Below are 15,165 nucleotides of genomic sequence, written 5' to 3'. Positions count from 1 at the left end.
AAAAAGCAAGATCAACAGATCGCAGCCTGCGGCAGCTCCTACAGGGGTGTGTCAGTTCTTCGAGATTTCGCCTGCTGGCAGTTTTTCCTTGCTGCGCCAGTGCGGCAGGGAGTTCCAGTAGCGCTCGCCCTTGGCGTCGTCGTACATACCTTCCCAGCGTGCGATAACCAGCACGGCCAAGGCATTCCCGATCACGTTCAGTGCAGTACGGGCCATGTCCATGATGCGGTCGACACCGGCGATGAACGCCAGACCTTCCAGCGGAATACCCACGCTGCCCAGAGTGGCCAGCAGCACCACGAAGGACACACCCGGTACACCGGCGATACCTTTGGAGGTGACCATCAGAGTCAGGACCAGCAGCAGTTGCTGGCTGATCGACAGGTCGATGCCGTACAGCTGAGCGATGAAGATTGCTGCGATGGACTGGTACAGGGTCGAACCGTCGAGGTTGAACGAATAACCGGTCGGTACCACGAAGCTGCAGATGGCTTTCGGTGCGCCGTAGGCTTCCATCTTCTCGATCACGCGCGGCAGCACGGTTTCCGAAGAGGCGGTGGAGTAGGCCAGCACCAGCTCATCCTTGAAGATGCGCATCAGCTTGATCACCGAGAAACCGAACAGCTTGGCGATCAGGCCCAGCACCACGAAGGCGAAGAAGGCGATGGCGACGTAAACCAGGATCACCAGTTTGGCCAGCGGCAGCAGGGAAGCGAAGCCGAAGTTGGCCACGGTCACCGCGATCAGGGCGAACACGCCGATTGGCGCGTAGTTCATGATCATGTGGGTGACTTTGAACATGCTTTCCGAGACGCCCTGGAACATCTTCACCAGCGGCTCGCGCAGGTCCGACTGCAGGCTCGACAGACCGAGACCGAACAGCACGGAGAAGAAGATGATCGGCAGCATTTCGCCGCGGGCCATGGCCGCGAAGATGTTCGACGGGATCAGGTTGAGGATGGTCTCGATGAACGCGTGTTCATGCTGCACTTCGGCGGCGGTCGCCTGGTACTTGGAGATATCCACCGTGCCCAGGGTGCTCATGTCGATGCCGGCGCCCGGATGGAACACGTTTGCCAACACCAGGCCAACGAGGATGGCAATAGTGGTGACGATTTCGAAATAGATGATCGTCTTCAGGCCGATGCGCCCGAGCTTCTTGGCGTCGCCCACGCCGGCAATGCCGACGATCAGGGAGGAGATGACGATCGGGATCACGATCATCTTGATCAGACGGATAAAGATATCGCCTGCTGGTTGCAGGACGTTGCTGATCCACCAGGCCTTCTCGGCACTGAAGTGGTTGAGCAACGCACCAATTGCAATACCCAATACCAGACCGATGAGGATCTGCCAGGCGAGGCTAAGTTTTGCCTTCTTCATTATCTTTACCCTTACTTGCGTTTGACTCAGGCACATGCAGGAACTGGAACGCTCTTTAGCGGAAAAGTCTGTGCATCTGCCTCCGTATAAGGTGCCCCGAAGCGCGTATTTACGGCTCTTCGGCAGGCGAAAAAAGGCGCAACTATTCCGATGCAAGGTTGCGCCGTCTAATGCCGTAAACGCCTACCCTATGCCGAATCGGCATGAGCTTTTTTTAATGAAACTGGCGTCCCAACCGGTTCGATTGTGACATTTCGGCCGGCATAAGTGCCGTGAACCGGCCATCACAGCGGAGATTGGTTGTTTTTTGAACAAGAAAAATCGACTAAAAACTTAGGAAAAAGCCTACGTTGGAAGACTAGAAGTCCTACTGTTTAAACGGTTTTTTTGTCGATATACGGTCGCCAGGAAACACCGCGTAATGTTTTCGCGCGCAGTGTCAGCGATAAAATCCACGAGCTGGACGCTCTGGATCAATGTTTTGACTGATTGAAAGCTCTGCGCAAGTCCGTCGAACCACTGTGGGTCGGCGAACCTGCGGCGCAGCTTTTACCCTGACCCGGCCCTTGCGCAGGCACTCCTTGTACCCGTAGGTCACTCCGACCCTGTAACAGTCAGAACGTCCCGGCCCCTTGGTCATGCGCCTGCCTTCCTCAGGTGGGCGCAATGGAAAGCAGCAGGGCTGCTGCCTTCATGTTCGAATCAGTACCACTTCGGATCTTTCTTCAGGGTTTCCATCAGCAGATCCTGCATGCCCTGATCGGGTTTGCCGAGGAAGCGGTAGGTCGCATGTCGCGTTGGCGACTTGTCGGCCGGCAGTCCTTCGGGCACATCGACGAGCATGGCGTATGCGTCTTTCTTGTCGAAACTGAACGCGACGATCAAGCGGTGGTTCAGGCACTTGTCTGCGGATTCGCAGAGCGGGCCGACCAGATACTGGTCGCCATCTTCAGTCACGGCATTCATCTGTTGGTCAGGCGTGCCGGACAGGTTCATCACCCATTCCGGCAGGCGTTCTTCCTTCTTCACCACGCCTTCCCAGGTTTCGCGGTATTGCGGGTCGGAACTCAACAGTTCGTTGACCCGCGTCTGGCCGTCATTGGCCGCCATCGCCATGGCACTGCCGCCCAGAAGCAGGGCGGCTGCCAGTGTCTTTAAAGCACTCATCGTTAACCTCGGCCGCGACGGCCAAAGAAGAAGGAAGCGATGAACATCACCAGGAACACGACAAAGAGAATCTTGGCGATACCCGTGGCGGTGCCCGCGATACCACCGAAGCCCAGTACTGCAGCGATGATGGCAATGATCAAGAATGTAATTGCCCAGCTCAACATGGTGATTCTCCTTACTTCTCTATTTAGGGGTGTTACGTGTTCCGGCGCTGCGCGCCCGAATTCTTTTGTTCTTTAGAAAACCCAACGCTCTTCACGTGGCAGTTGATCCAGCGGCTGCGCCTGATCGACATCCATCATGCGCATCGAAGCGCTCTCGGCCTGGCTGCTGCTGACGGCGCTGAAGTGCGATTGCGTGCTGTGCTGGATCGAGATCAGCGGCTCAACTTTCTGGCTGTTTTCCCAGCGCAGGTATTGCTGACAGGCGATCAGGGTGATCAACAGCGCCAATACGCCAAACAGACCTTGCTGGATATGCAGTGGCGAGATACGCACTTGGGCGGCACGTTGGCGAGTCATCCTGGGTTCCTCACTCTTATTCGGTTAGGGCAATTCATTTCTGCCCGGGCTGAATGAGGTATTGCAGCCTGCATGCCAGTTTTTTACTTGAAAAATATCCAATAAAATCAATAAGTTATGCGTATGCAGAAAATCGTTTGCGACGCATCCTGCACGATGGGTCTTCTGGGATCGTGCGCAATGCACGATTTTTTCGTAGGAGATTTCATTCTTATGGAATTGAGAGCAGGGCGCAGATGTCAGAAAAGTACGCAGGGAATGCCTGCAAATCGGCATTTGTTTAAAAAACCAACAAAATCAACGTATTGGCTGTAAACGCAGGAGAGAGCTACCCTCCTATGGCTGGCATCGTTCAGAATCAACCATGCAACTTGCCCGATTTTTCCGGGACTAACCCAAGACCAATCACTATGGAGCGTAGGAAAAATGGAATCTGCCACTGAGCATCAAGGCCGCATTCTGCTGGTGGACGACGAATCCGCCATCCTGCGTACCTTCCGTTATTGCCTCGAAGACGAAGGCTATACGGTCGCCACTGCCAATAGCGCGGCCCAGGCTGATGCCTTACTGCAACGGCAGGTTTTCGACTTGTGCTTCCTTGATCTGCGTCTGGGCGAAGACAATGGCCTCGACGTGCTGGCGCAGATGCGCATTCAGGCGCCGTGGATGCGCGTAGTGATCGTCACCGCGCATTCGGCCGTGGATACCGCCGTCGATGCGATCCAGGCGGGCGCCGCCGACTATCTGGTCAAACCGTGCAGCCCGGATCAGTTGCGTCTGGCCACCGCCAAGCAACTGGAAGTGCGCCAACTGTCGGCGCGTCTCGAAGCGCTTGAAGGCGAGATCCGCAAACCGAAGGACGGCCTCGATTCCCACAGCCCGGCGATGAAGGTCGTACTGGAAACGGCTCGCCAGGTTGCCAGCACCGACGCCAACATCCTTATCCTTGGCGAATCCGGTACTGGTAAAGGTGAGTTGGCCCGGGCGATTCATGGCTGGAGCAAGCGCGAGAAGAAATCCTGCGTGACCATCAACTGCCCGTCGCTGACGGCGGAATTGATGGAAAGCGAGCTGTTCGGTCACAGTCGCGGCGCGTTCACCGGGGCCAGCGAAAGTACGTTGGGCCGGGTCAATCAAGCGGACGGTGGCACGCTGTTTCTCGACGAGATCGGCGATTTTCCCCTGACCTTACAACCCAAGTTGCTGCGTTTCATTCAAGACAAGGAATACGAACGGGTAGGGGATCCGGTGACCCGTCGCGCTGACGTACGTATTTTGGCGGCGACCAACCTCAATCTCGAAGACATGGTTCGTGACGGGCGTTTCCGTGAGGATTTGCTCTATCGCCTGAACGTCATCACCCTGCACTTGCCGCCACTGCGCGAGCGCACCGAGGACATTCTGACCTTGGCCGATCGCTTCCTCGCGCGCTTCGTCAAAGAGTACGCACGCCCGGCGAGGGGCTTCAGCGACGAGGCGCGTGAAGCGCTGCTGGGGTATCGCTGGCCGGGCAATATTCGTGAGCTGCGTAACGTTGTCGAGCGGGCAAGCATCATCTGCCCGCAGGAGCGCGTGGAAATCAGCCACCTCGGCATGGCCGAACAACCGGCCAACAACGCCCCTCGCGTCGGCGCGGCGCTGAGTCTCGACGAGTTGGAAAAAGCCCACATCGGCGCGGTTCTCGCCACCGCCGGCACCCTGGATCAAGCGGCAAAAACCCTCGGTATCGATGCTTCGACCCTGTACCGCAAGCGCAAGCAGTACAACCTGTGAGCGATCGACGATGAAACTGGCGATGAAGTTGCGGACCCGTTTGTTCCTGAGCATTTCCGCGCTGATCACCGTGGCTTTGCTCGGGCTGCTGCTCGGGCTGGTCAGCGTGATGCAGATGGCCGGTACTCAAGAAGCTTTGGTGCGCAGCAACTTCGTCACTCTGGATCTGGGGCTCAAGTTGCGGCAGACGCTGGGTGATCAACTGATCATCATGCTGGCGGAAAAGCCTGATCCCGTGGCGTTCGAAGCGTCGAAACAGCATTACTTCGAGTTGCTGGATCAAGGCATCGCCCAAGAGCAAGAGGGCGATGGCCGGCTATATGGCTTCAGTCGGGCAAAAGCGGATTATCTGAGCTTTCTCGAAGCATTCGATTTGTCCCGTGACCCGGCCGGCTCCATAAGCAGCAGCGCTGACTTCCGGGAGCGCTTCAACACGCTGCGCAACGGACTGATCACCGAGCACAAGCATGCACTGGACAACATCAACGCGGTACAGAGTGAGGCGCGTGACCGAGCCTTGTTGATCGCCGGTCTGCTTGGATTTGTCGGGTTGGCGGTGCTGATCATCGGTTTCATCACGGCCCACGGCATTGCCAGGCGTTTCGGCGCGCCGATCGAGGCGCTGGCGCAAGCGGCGGACAATATCGGCCAAGGCAATTTTGAAGTGACTCTGCCGATCTCTTCAGCGATGGAAATGAATCAGCTGACCAAACGCTTCGGCCTGATGGCCGAGGCACTGCGCGAGCATCAGGCGACCAATGTCGATGAGCTGCTGGCCGGCCAGCAACGCTTGCAGGCGGTGCTCGACAGCATCGATGACGGCTTGCTGATGATCGACCGGGAAGGGCATCTGGAGCACCTCAATCCGGTCGCCCAGCGGCAATTGGGTTGGGACGATGATCGTCTCGGCCAAGGCTTGGGTACGGCGCTGCAGCGGCCGGAGCTGGATGCGCAGCTGCAACTGGTGCTGCGCGGCGGCACGCTGGAGCGGGCGCCGGAAGATTTGAGTATCGAGGTCGACGGCGAATCCCGCCTGCTGACTTATAGCCTGACGCCGGTCAGTCATACCCAAGGCCATATCCTCGGCGCAGTGATGGTGCTGCACGATGTCACCGAGCAGCGCGCCTTCGAGCGAGTGCGCAGCGAATTCGTCTTGCGTGCCTCCCACGAACTGCGCACGCCGGTCACCGGCATGCATATGGCGTTCGGTTTGTTCCGTGAGCGGGCGAAGTTTCCAGCAGAGTCCCGCGAGGCTGATCTGCTCGACACCGTGAACGAGGAAATGCAGCGCCTGATGCAGTTGATCAATGACCTGCTCAACTTCTCGCGTTATCAGAACGGCCTGCAGAAGCTCACGCTGGCACCGTGCTCCATCGAAGACTTGCTGGAGCAGGCGCAATTGCGTTTTGCCGATTCGGCGGCGGCCAAGGGCATTGCCCTGAATGTCGAAGTGCAGGGACCGCTGCCACGTTTGCAGGCCGATCAGGCGCAACTCGATCGCGTGCTCGACAACCTGATCGACAATGCCTTGCGCCATACCGCCCGCGACGGTCAGATCCGTTTACAGGCTCGCCGACATGGCGAGCGGGTGATTATCAGTGTCGAAGACAACGGCGAAGGCATTGCCTACGGCCAGCAAGGAAGGATCTTCGAACCGTTCGTGCAGGTGGGGCGCAAGAAGGGCGGCGCCGGACTGGGTCTGGCGCTGTGCAAGGAAATCGTCCAGCTGCATGGCGGACGTATGGGGGTTTATTCGCGGCCGGGGCAGGGCACGCAGTTCTATATGGCGCTCGCCGTTTAGGCTTCGTCGTCCATGCGCCTTCCCGCGAGGCGTCGGCCCCGGGTGATCAACTCAATGAATTGCACCGCGCTCAGCGCATGGGCGAACAACCAGCCCTGACCGAACTTCACTCCTTCGCTGCGGAGCAATTGCGCTTGTGATTCCAGCTCGATGCCTTCGGCAATCACCTTCAGATCCAGCGCCTGGGCCATGTGAATGATGTGCGGGGCGACGCCGCTGCTGGCGGCGTCATGGCCCAGTGCATCAATGAACGCTTTGTCGATTTTCAGGCAATCGACCGGTAGGGTTTGCAGGTAGGCGAGGCTGCAATAGCCGGTACCGAAGTCGTCGATCAATACCTGATGGCCGACATCACGCAAGGCTTGCAGGTTTTCCCGCGCCACTACCACATCAATCAAACCTCGTTCGGTAACCTCGAAGGCAATCTGCCGCGCGGCCACTCGATGCAATGTGAGCAAGCGCGCCATGACCAGACCGATGCGCGGCACCATCACGTCGCACGCGGCAAGGTTGACCGAGATGTACAGCTGCGGATTGGCGCGCAGCAACTGGCCCAGTTGCTCCAGCAGGCGCTGCAGGACGAAGTCGGTCATCTGGCGGATTTGCCCGGTGTTTTCCGCCATCGGGATAAACAGGTCAGGGCTGGTCAGTGTGCCGTCCGGGCGGCGCCAGCGCAGCAGGGCTTCGGCGCCCACGCAGTTGCGGCTGTCGAGATCGAAGATCGGCTGATAGAGCACCTGCAACTCACCGCGACGAATCGCGCCATGCAGTTCGGCATCCAGTGACTGGCGCTGGCGAACCAGTAAGAACACGAAAAATCCGACAAAGGCGCCGAGCAGCAGACACACCGGGATCATCCACCACCAGACAGCCGGAATGTGCATGCTGGTTCTGGGTGTGATCAGCACCAACTGATACTCCGGATTATCCGTGGGCATGCGGTAGATCAGCCGGGTCTGAGTGACCTGTAATGACTCGCGACTTTTCGGTGGCCAATGTTCGGTCGGTGGCCAGACCTGCGCTGTGCCGAGCACCGGTATCGCACGGGCACCATGGTCGAGTACCACCAGCAGGCTGCTGCCGGGCGACAGATCGACCATGTCGGTCAGATGCCCGCGTGAAGTGGCCACACGAAAATTGCCGCGGCCCAGCATCAGCGCGGCGCGGTTTTCATCGGGTTCGGTGGTGGTATTGAGCCAATAACTGTAAGTCGGCCCTCTGATATCCGGCGCCCGTACTACCGACACGCCTTCCTGACGCGGACGGTTGGAGCAGATCCGCGAGGCGTCCATATAGGCCGCTTCATAGACGAAGCGATAGTTGAAGGTGACTTGTTGCAGGGTGGCGATCATTTCATCGTCACAACTGCGCAATGGTTGCGCTTCGAGGTCGTCGAGACTTTCGCGCAACTGGCCGAACAATTGTTCGAGGCGGGCGAGGAAACGCTCGCCTTGCGCGTTCATTTGCTGGCTTTCGCTTTGCTCGACCTGACGCATCGCCACGAACATACCGCCGGCGATCAGCAGGCAGGCACTGAGGACAGCCGCGATCATCGCCAAAAACCAGGGGCGATAAAACCAGCTACGCAGCGTCTCTCGGGTAGCAACCATTATGGAATATCCGAAGAATTACCAATGAGTTATAGCTGCTGATTGCAATTTCGCCCTGACCGTCGGGCGGGCGTCATTATTTTGTCTGATTGAGTACCAGCAACAGGGCTGCCGTTTGCGCATCCGGCGTGCCGTCGAAGCGCGAAGGCCGGAAGTGCATCTGGAACGCGGCGAGGACGTGGCGTGTGGCAACGTCGAGTTCGCCGGTCTGCGGCGTGTCGTAACCCAAGTGCGCCAATTGCGCCTGGAACCAGCTGATGCTCGGCAGTTCACTGCTGTTGAACAGCGCCTGCTGGCGCACCACCGCTTGTTCGTTTGGCCACAGGCCCAGGCCTTCAGCGGCGAGGCGCTTCCACGGGAACATTGGCCCCGGATCGAGTTTGCGCAGCGGCGCGATGTCGCTATGGCCAATGATGTGTCGGGGGCTGATACCGTTGCGTTTGCTGATGTCCTTGAGCAGGACGATCAGCGATTGAATCTGCGCTTCGCTGTACGGATACCACAGTCGCCCGGTCGGCGTGTCCTTGAAGCCCGGATTGACGATTTCGATACCGATGGAGCTTGAGTTCAGCCAGGTGCGGCCCTGCCACTGGCTTTCGCCGGCGTGCCAGGCGCGCTGGTTTTCATCCATCAGTTTGTAAATGGTGCCGCTCTTGTCGTCGCCGATCAGGTAATGGCTGCTGACTTCGCCATGGGTCAGCAATTGCAGCGAGCGCTCCAGCGATGTCGAGGTGTAGTGGACGACCACGAACTGGATACGGCTGTCGTAATTGGCCGAAGGATGGCTGGTGTCGTAGCGCGGGGCGCTGGTACAACCGGCCAGAACAAGCAGCGAAGCGAGGAGGGCAAAGAATTTCATGGCAGAGGGCAGTACACGCAAGACAGTAATGCAACAGTGTAACGTACTGCCTTGCGTCTCGACGGTCAGCGGGCGGATTTAAACAAAATGGAACAATTTGCTCAGCCCAGCTCGACCCGATTGCGTCCTGCATTTTTAGCGCGGTAAAGCGCCTGATCGGCTCTTTTCAGTACCAGATCGCTGTGTTCTCCAGCGCGGAATGTTGCCAGTCCCATGGAGATGGTGATGGTCACCCGCTCGCCCTTGAAGTGGAACGGGCAGGCTTCGATCGCTGCGCGCAGGGTTTCCAGCAGTTTGGCGCCGACGGCTGGCGGCGTTGCCGGCATCAACAGAACGAACTCTTCCCCGCCGAAACGGGCAATGAAGTCGGAGCCGCGCAGGCGTTTGCGCAACACAGTGGCAATGATTTTCAGGACCTTGTCGCCGGCCAGATGGCCGTAGTTGTCATTGATCCGTTTGAAGTGATCAAGGTCGAGCATCGCCAGGCTCAGGGTGTTGCCGTGTTGCTGCCACTGCTTGATTTCATGCTCGAGGCGTTCGCTCCACGCGGCGCGGTTAGGCAGGCCGGTGAGCGGGTCGATCAGGGCTTTCTGGCGTTGTACTTCAAGGTGTTCGCGGAAACCCTGGGCTTCCTGCTCCATGTGCGCCACGCGCTCGGACAGGCTTTTCAGTCGCGTGGCGACTTCCTGTTCACGAGCGTCACGCTGCTTCTGGTGCTGGTCCATGGTGCCGAGCAGGCCTTCGAGATGGTTCTCCAGCACTTGCTTGAGGTCATCGAGGTCGGCGGCTTCCTGGACACTGGTCTGCAAGCCATCGACTTGCTCGCGGATCTGCGTATCCATGGCCCGCGCCGCCGAGCTGTTGTCGGCATGCCCTTCGCTGGCGGCTTGCAGATTGCTCTGGAACGCTTCGAGGCGTTCGTTGAGTTGCTGCAGATACGCTTCGAACTCGTGTTGACCGCTGTCGGTGATTGCCAGCATCAATGTCGCGAGATCGTCGAGGATCGGGATCAGTTCGTACCAGTTCAAACCGTGTTTGAGCCTTTCGCGCATGGCTTCGGCTTGCGGGCGGTGACGTTCTGGCAGGGTCAGGTCGTCGAGGAGACCGATCAGGGTGTCCTCGATGTGCTTGGCCACGGAGCTGTAGGACGGCTCCGGGGTGTCCGGCAGGGCGAACAGAATGTCGTGTTCGGATTGCTCCGGGTCGATGGCGGCCAGCGCCTGCGCGATGGGTTCAGGAAGGGGCAGGCTGTCGAGGATCAGCGGCGCTGGATCACCGGGGAGGATCAGTTCATCAGGATTGATGGCGGCAGGCGTGATCTGCGTGTGAGCTGGAGCTGCCGCGAAAACAGGCTCGGGTTCAAAGTGCTCGGCCTTGGGCTCGGTCGGGTCACTGATAACTTCGCTGACGACCGTGGGCGGCTCGAAAGCCACCACTTCTTCCACTTCCAGCCGGTTTTGCGTGGCTGGCGCTGTTTTTTCGACAGGCACTGGGGTTTCGAGGGCGGGAACCGCCGTCACCGGTTCAATCGCTGCGATAGGGGCCGGCTCTGCGGTTTCCGGTTCAGGCAGTGGGGCAGCAAGCGGCTGCGCGACCTGAGTCGGTGCGGGTGATTCTTTGGCGGGCGCCTCTTCGCTATCACGGCTACCAAACAAACGCTGCAACAGGCCCGGACGACCCGGCTCTGCGGGCGTTTCCAGCTGACTCAATGCCTTGCCCTGCAAGCCGCTGAGTTCACTCAACAGCAATGGCATTTCCCGCGCAGACCCAACGCGCCCATCCAGTTGTTTGGCGAATTTCTTCAGTGGCTGAGCGACTTCACGCGGCAACGGCAATGCCTGCAACTGGGTGACCAGCGACGTCAGCGCGGTGCTGACCTGATCGATGCGGGTTTCGCGGCGCTGCTCGGAGTCGAGCACGGCTTTTTCCAGGCGCGGCAGCAGGGCGGCGAGGCCGGCGTCCATGTCGTCAGTGCGCACCACGTCGCGCATCTCTTTCATGCACTGATCAACGACTTTATCGGTGCCTTCGGCCGCTAGCGTGCTGCGCACCAGGCCGCGACGCAACAAATCGAGCCTGGCGGCCCAGCGACGTTCGAGTTTGTCCTGTTGTTCGATGCTTTTGAGGTACTTCTCTTTCCAGCGCTGGGCGTCGTCGCTCATTCAGGGTTTCCGCGAGGGGCAGGACTCAACGCGGGCAATGCATCGGCCGTGAGCGAACCCGGCAGACGAATCTCTACCGCGACCGGCAGGTGATCGGAAATCGGTTGTGCCAGCACTTCGACCTTTTCCAGGGTCAGGGTCGGGCTGAGCAAAATATGATCAAGGCAACGCTGCGGGCGCCAGCTGGGGAATGTCGCTTCCACCTGCGGGGCCAGCAGGCCGAGATCGCGTAACGGAGAATGTTGTAGCAGATCGCTGGCATGGGTGTTCATGTCGCCCATCAACACTTGGTGTTTATAGCCACCGATCAGCTCACGAATATAGGCCAGTTGCAGGCTGCGGGTTCGCGCGCCAAGGGCCAGGTGCATCATCACCACCACCAGCGCTTCCGGGCCTTCGCCGAAACGCAGCAGAATCGCCCCGCGACCTTTCGGGCCGGGCAGCGGGTGATCTTCAATCGCCGACGGTTTCAGACGACTGAGCACGCCGTTGCTGTGCTGGGCCAGTCGGCCGAGGTTGCGATTGAGTTGTTGATACCAGTAAGGGAAGGCGCCGAGTTGCGCCAGATGTTCCACCTGATTGACGTAGCCCGAACGGAGGCTGCCGCCATCGGCTTCCTGCAGGGCGACCAGATCGAAGTCGCCCAGCAGGTCGCCGATCTTTTGCAGGTTGCCTGAGCGGCCGTTGTGCGGCAGCAGGTGCTGCCAGCTACGCGTCAGGTAATGCCGATAGCGCTCGGTGCTGATGCCGACCTGGATATTGAAACTGAGCAGACGCAGACGCTGGTCTGCGGGCAGGCCCGTGGACTCCAGGTGATGCTCGTTGACCTGCGGGTCATGCAGGCCAACGATGCGTTCAGACTTCCAGCGGCGCATGGCGGTTGCCGCGCTTAGTTGGCAGCAGCCTTGGTTGCCGCTCGCTCTTTGGCGACCAGTTGGTCAGCCAGTTTCAGCGCTTGCTCGGCACCACCGGCAGAGCCGATGTCAAAACGGTATTTGCCGTTGACGATCATGGTTGGAACGCCAGTGATTTCATACTTCTTGGCCAGTTCGCGAGCTTTTACGATCTGACCCTTGATGGCGAACGAGTCGAAGGTGGCGAGGAACTTGTCCTTGTCCACGCCTTGAGTGGCGAGGAAGTCAGCCATGTCGTTCTTGTCGGTCAGCTTCTTGTGTTCTTTCTGGATTGCGTTGAACACGGCGTTGTGAACCTTGTGCTCGACACCCATGGCTTCGAGGGTCAGGAACATTTGACCGTGAGCGTCCCACGGGCCGCCGAACATGGCCGGGATACGTACGAAGTTGACGTCGGACGGCAGTTTATCAACCCAAGGGTTGATCACCGGCTCAAAGGCGTAGCAGTGCGGGCAGCCGTACCAGAACAGCTCGACCACTTCGATCTTGCCAGGCTCTGCAACCGGAACCGGGTTGGCCAGCTCCACGTAAGGGGCGGCAGGTGCTTCGGCGGCTTGAGCGGTCACGCCGAACAGGCTGGCAGCGACGAGAGCGGCGCTGATGATCAGATTACGCATGCTTTACTCCTGGACAATTTGGGTCGCCTCGCGCGACCTGTTTTCAGACAGATCCTGGCGGGCATGAGTTCTGTAGTGTAACGGTAGCGGCCACAAAAAAGGGCGGCCAAAGCCACCCTTTTTATACTTGCTGCGACGGATTAATCGAGCGTTAACATTGCACTCCTGCATTGGGTCACGTAACCCCCTGTAGGAGCTGCCGAAGGCTGCGATCTTTTGATCTTCAGCCTCGCTCAACACCCGATCCGGCGCGCTTAGTGCAGACCCTGAATGTAGCTGGAGACCGCTGCGATGTCTTCGTCGCTCAGGCGCTTGGCGATGGTCTGCATGGTCATGGTGTCGCCGTCGTTGGTGCGGCCGCCTTCTTCCTTGCGGAAATCGGTCAGTTGCTTGGCGATGTATTGAGCGTGTTGGCCACCCAAGTGCGGGAAACCGGCAGCTGCGTTGCCGGCGCCGTTCGGCGAGTGGCAGCCGGTGCAGGCTGGCAGGCCCTTGGCCAGGTTGCCGCCACGGAACAGCGCTTCACCGCGCGCGACGATCTTCGGATCGGCGGCGCCGACGCTGCCTTTCTGGCTGGCGAAGTAGGCGGCGATGTCGGCCAGGTCCTGATCACTCAGATTGGTCAGCAGGCCGGTCATTTCCAGAACGGTGCGCTTGCCCGACTTGATGTCGTGCAGTTGCTTGGTCAGGTAGCGTTCACCTTGACCGGCCAGTTTCGGAAAGTTTGGCGCCATGCTGTTCCCGTCCGGGCCATGGCAGGCTCCACATACGGCGGCTTTTGCCTGGCCTGCTGCGGCATCACCGGCAGCATGGGCGAAGCCTGAGATTCCCACGGTCAACAGCAGACTCACGATCAATTTGTTCATCAGCTAATCCAACTACGGCTAAGGGTTAAGTTATGGACCGGGTTTACTCGCTCATCCAAAGGATGATGGCTTGGTAATCCTCGGCACTGCAGTCCATGCACAAACCACGCGGCGGCATCGCCTTGAAACCCTGGGTCACGTGTTGCACCAGCGTCCCCATACCTTTCGCCAACCTCGGCGTCCAAGCTTCCTGATCGCCTCTTTTGGGCGCCATGGGTAGTTGGCCGGAATGACAGGCACCACAAACACGGTTGTACACAGCTTCCGGATCCTGTGTAGCCTGTGCGCTGTAAAGCGGCATCAAGACTCCGGCAGCCAGCAGCCATTTCGTCATAAAACGACCTTTTCAGGGTTGAGAGCGTTCTGCGTTCTAATGCGCAATCAAGGTCTGTCGCTCTCGTGAACTTCATCCTACGCTGGGACAAAGCACACACAAAATCTGCGGCATTATATACTGGCGTCACTGAAACGGAAGCGACACCGCGTTCCGCGCCCAATCCCGGCGCCGCCCACATCGGAAATCCCATGCAACTCAAGAATCCCATCCTCGGCCTGTGCCAACAGTCCACGTTCATGCTCAGTGCCGCCAAAGTCGATCAATGCCCTGACGACGAAGGCTTCGAAGTGGCGTTCGCCGGTCGTTCCAACGCCGGCAAATCCAGCGCACTGAACACCCTGACTCACGCCAGCCTGGCGCGCACCTCGAAAACCCCGGGTCGCACACAGCTGTTGAACTTCTTCAAGCTAGACGAAGATCGGCGTCTGGTCGACCTGCCGGGCTACGGTTACGCAAAAGTACCGATCCCGCTGAAGATGCACTGGCAGCGTCACCTTGAGGCTTACCTCGGTGGCCGTGAGAGTTTGAAGGGTTTGATTCTGATGATGGACATCCGTCATCCAATGACCGACTTCGACCTGCTGATGCTCGACTGGGCTGTTGCGGCCGGCATGCCGATGCACATCCTGCTGACCAAGGCCGACAAGCTCACCTACGGCGCAGCTAAGAACACCTTGCTCAAAGTGCAGTCGGAAATCCGCAAGGGTTGGGGCGATCTGGTCACCATCCAGCTGTTCTCCGCGCCAAAACGCATGGGCCTGGAAGAGGCCTACACTGTACTGGCCGGCTGGATGGAACTGGCAGACAAAGGCGCCGAGGCGGCAGCCGAGTAAGACAATTTCAAAACTGGCTGTGGTGCTGTCAGGCAAGGCGAAAGCACCGCTAAAAAGCGGAGTTTAGGGTACCTAAATGAGCATTTTTAGCGGTGCTTTTAACGCAGCATGACGGCATCACAGCCAGTTTTGGGGCAAAAAAAGCCCCGGACTTCATTGGGGAGGGAGAAGTTCCGGGGTTTAAGTTCCGAACCGCTAGGGCGGGGTTCAGATATCTGCCAACACTTAACACAACATAGGAGCATCGAAGGGCTTCACCAGCCATTCAGTAACTCTGAGTGGTGTCCTTCCAGATTAGTTCAGATTTTTTTCAAAAAGC

14 protein-coding genes are annotated in these 15,165 nt (G+C 58.8%); 3 read left to right on the top strand and 11 right to left on the bottom strand.

The genetic code is table 11. The features are described from left to right. Positions 1-51: 51 nt before the first annotated feature. The 4 genes from gltP to M5G26_RS15495 all read right to left on the bottom strand — a co-directional run bounded on the left by gltP (position 52) and on the right by M5G26_RS15495 (position 3,074). On the bottom strand, positions 52-1,383 hold the full coding sequence (gene gltP, locus M5G26_RS15510; RefSeq protein ID WP_027610250.1) for a glutamate/aspartate:proton symporter GltP: 1,332 nt from the start codon (positions 1,381-1,383) through the stop codon (positions 52-54). A gap of 702 nt (positions 1,384-2,085) precedes the next feature. Next, the gene (locus tag M5G26_RS15505; protein WP_016986435.1) at positions 2,086-2,550 is read right to left on the bottom strand and encodes an inhibitor of vertebrate lysozyme family protein; all 465 of its coding nucleotides are present in this window, start codon (positions 2,548-2,550) and stop codon (positions 2,086-2,088) included. A gap of 2 nt (positions 2,551-2,552) precedes the next feature. Further along, the gene (locus tag M5G26_RS15500; RefSeq protein ID WP_003177151.1) at positions 2,553-2,717 is read right to left on the bottom strand and encodes a DUF1328 domain-containing protein; all 165 of its coding nucleotides are present in this window, start codon (positions 2,715-2,717) and stop codon (positions 2,553-2,555) included. Positions 2,718-2,789: 72 nt separating this feature from the next. Beyond that, positions 2,790-3,074 carry a hypothetical protein gene (locus M5G26_RS15495; RefSeq protein WP_095119653.1) on the bottom strand — a complete coding sequence of 95 codons (285 nt, stop codon included), beginning with the start codon at positions 3,072-3,074 and terminating at the stop codon, positions 2,790-2,792. A 426-nt stretch (positions 3,075-3,500) separates the two neighbouring features. Between M5G26_RS15495 and algB the strand changes: the two genes are divergently transcribed. Beyond that, the gene (algB, locus tag M5G26_RS15490) at positions 3,501-4,847 is read left to right on the top strand and encodes a sigma-54-dependent response regulator transcription factor AlgB (RefSeq protein WP_038364986.1); all 1,347 of its coding nucleotides are present in this window, start codon (positions 3,501-3,503) and stop codon (positions 4,845-4,847) included. Positions 4,848-4,857: 10 nt separating this feature from the next. Next, positions 4,858-6,648 (top strand): ATP-binding protein, encoded by a 1,791-nt coding sequence (locus M5G26_RS15485; protein WP_110718238.1) that lies wholly within the window; start codon positions 4,858-4,860, stop codon positions 6,646-6,648. On the opposite strand, the gene M5G26_RS15480 is transcribed toward M5G26_RS15485, so the two are convergent. The 7 genes from M5G26_RS15480 to M5G26_RS15450 form a co-directional block, all read right to left on the bottom strand. Beyond that, positions 6,645-8,258, bottom strand: a complete 1,614-nt coding sequence (locus M5G26_RS15480; RefSeq protein ID WP_273915878.1) for an EAL domain-containing protein — start codon at positions 8,256-8,258, stop codon at positions 6,645-6,647. The genes M5G26_RS15485 and M5G26_RS15480 overlap by 4 nt on opposite strands. Before the next feature lie 76 nt (positions 8,259-8,334). Continuing rightward, entirely contained in the window at positions 8,335-9,117 is a 783-nt protein-coding gene (locus M5G26_RS15475; protein WP_273915877.1) for an N-acetylmuramoyl-L-alanine amidase, read from the bottom strand. A gap of 101 nt (positions 9,118-9,218) precedes the next feature. Then, positions 9,219-11,279, bottom strand: coding sequence for a GGDEF domain-containing protein (locus M5G26_RS15470; protein WP_273915876.1), 2,061 nt, complete (start codon positions 11,277-11,279; stop codon positions 9,219-9,221). Beyond that, positions 11,276-12,154 carry an endonuclease/exonuclease/phosphatase family protein gene (locus M5G26_RS15465; protein ID WP_273915875.1) on the bottom strand — a complete coding sequence of 293 codons (879 nt, stop codon included), beginning with the start codon at positions 12,152-12,154 and terminating at the stop codon, positions 11,276-11,278. The genes M5G26_RS15470 and M5G26_RS15465 overlap by 4 nt, the downstream gene beginning before the upstream one ends. Positions 12,155-12,168: 14 nt before the next feature. Beyond that, a complete protein-coding gene (locus tag M5G26_RS15460) occupies positions 12,169-12,810 on the bottom strand; it encodes a thiol:disulfide interchange protein DsbA/DsbL (RefSeq protein ID WP_273915874.1) in 642 nt (213 codons plus the stop codon). 254 nt (positions 12,811-13,064) lie between these two features. Further along, on the bottom strand, positions 13,065-13,676 hold the full coding sequence (locus tag M5G26_RS15455) for a c-type cytochrome (RefSeq protein ID WP_008081240.1): 612 nt from the start codon (positions 13,674-13,676) through the stop codon (positions 13,065-13,067). Positions 13,677-13,719: 43 nt separating this feature from the next. Beyond that, complete coding sequence (locus tag M5G26_RS15450) at positions 13,720-14,010, bottom strand: c-type cytochrome (protein ID WP_038365005.1); 291 nt, start codon at positions 14,008-14,010, stop codon at positions 13,720-13,722. A 191-nt stretch (positions 14,011-14,201) separates the two neighbouring features. On the opposite strand from M5G26_RS15450, the gene yihA reads away from it, so the two are divergent. After that, on the top strand, positions 14,202-14,846 hold the full coding sequence (gene yihA / locus M5G26_RS15445) for a ribosome biogenesis GTP-binding protein YihA/YsxC (protein ID WP_008081236.1): 645 nt from the start codon (positions 14,202-14,204) through the stop codon (positions 14,844-14,846). Positions 14,847-15,165 lie beyond the last annotated feature (319 nt).

This window comes from Pseudomonas sp. TNT2022 ID642 (assembly GCF_028656995.1).
Classification (GTDB): Bacteria; Pseudomonadota; Gammaproteobacteria; order Pseudomonadales; family Pseudomonadaceae; genus Aquipseudomonas.
This window is presented reverse-complemented; position numbering and strand designations above follow the sequence as displayed.

Bases quoted from the DNA above. Each gene is read 5' to 3' on its own strand.
- gltP (WP_027610250.1), bottom strand. From the start codon at position 1,383: ATGAAGAAGGCAAAACTTAGCCTCGCCTGGCAGATCCTCATCGGTCTG.
- M5G26_RS15505 (WP_016986435.1), bottom strand. From the start codon at position 2,550: ATGAGTGCTTTAAAGACACTGGCAGCCGCCCTGCTTCTGGGCGGCAGT.
- M5G26_RS15500 (WP_003177151.1), bottom strand. From the start codon at position 2,717: ATGTTGAGCTGGGCAATTACATTCTTGATCATTGCCATCATCGCTGCA.
- M5G26_RS15495 (WP_095119653.1), bottom strand. From the start codon at position 3,074: ATGACTCGCCAACGTGCCGCCCAAGTGCGTATCTCGCCACTGCATATC.
- algB (WP_038364986.1), top strand. From the start codon at position 3,501: ATGGAATCTGCCACTGAGCATCAAGGCCGCATTCTGCTGGTGGACGAC.
- M5G26_RS15485 (WP_110718238.1), top strand. From the start codon at position 4,858: ATGAAACTGGCGATGAAGTTGCGGACCCGTTTGTTCCTGAGCATTTCC.
- M5G26_RS15480 (WP_273915878.1), bottom strand. From the start codon at position 8,258: ATGGTTGCTACCCGAGAGACGCTGCGTAGCTGGTTTTATCGCCCCTGG.
- M5G26_RS15475 (WP_273915877.1), bottom strand. From the start codon at position 9,117: ATGAAATTCTTTGCCCTCCTCGCTTCGCTGCTTGTTCTGGCCGGTTGT.
- M5G26_RS15470 (WP_273915876.1), bottom strand. From the start codon at position 11,279: ATGAGCGACGACGCCCAGCGCTGGAAAGAGAAGTACCTCAAAAGCATC.
- M5G26_RS15465 (WP_273915875.1), bottom strand. From the start codon at position 12,154: ATGCGCCGCTGGAAGTCTGAACGCATCGTTGGCCTGCATGACCCGCAG.
- M5G26_RS15460 (WP_273915874.1), bottom strand. From the start codon at position 12,810: ATGCGTAATCTGATCATCAGCGCCGCTCTCGTCGCTGCCAGCCTGTTC.
- M5G26_RS15455 (WP_008081240.1), bottom strand. From the start codon at position 13,676: ATGAACAAATTGATCGTGAGTCTGCTGTTGACCGTGGGAATCTCAGGC.
- M5G26_RS15450 (WP_038365005.1), bottom strand. From the start codon at position 14,010: ATGACGAAATGGCTGCTGGCTGCCGGAGTCTTGATGCCGCTTTACAGC.
- yihA (WP_008081236.1), top strand. From the start codon at position 14,202: ATGCAACTCAAGAATCCCATCCTCGGCCTGTGCCAACAGTCCACGTTC.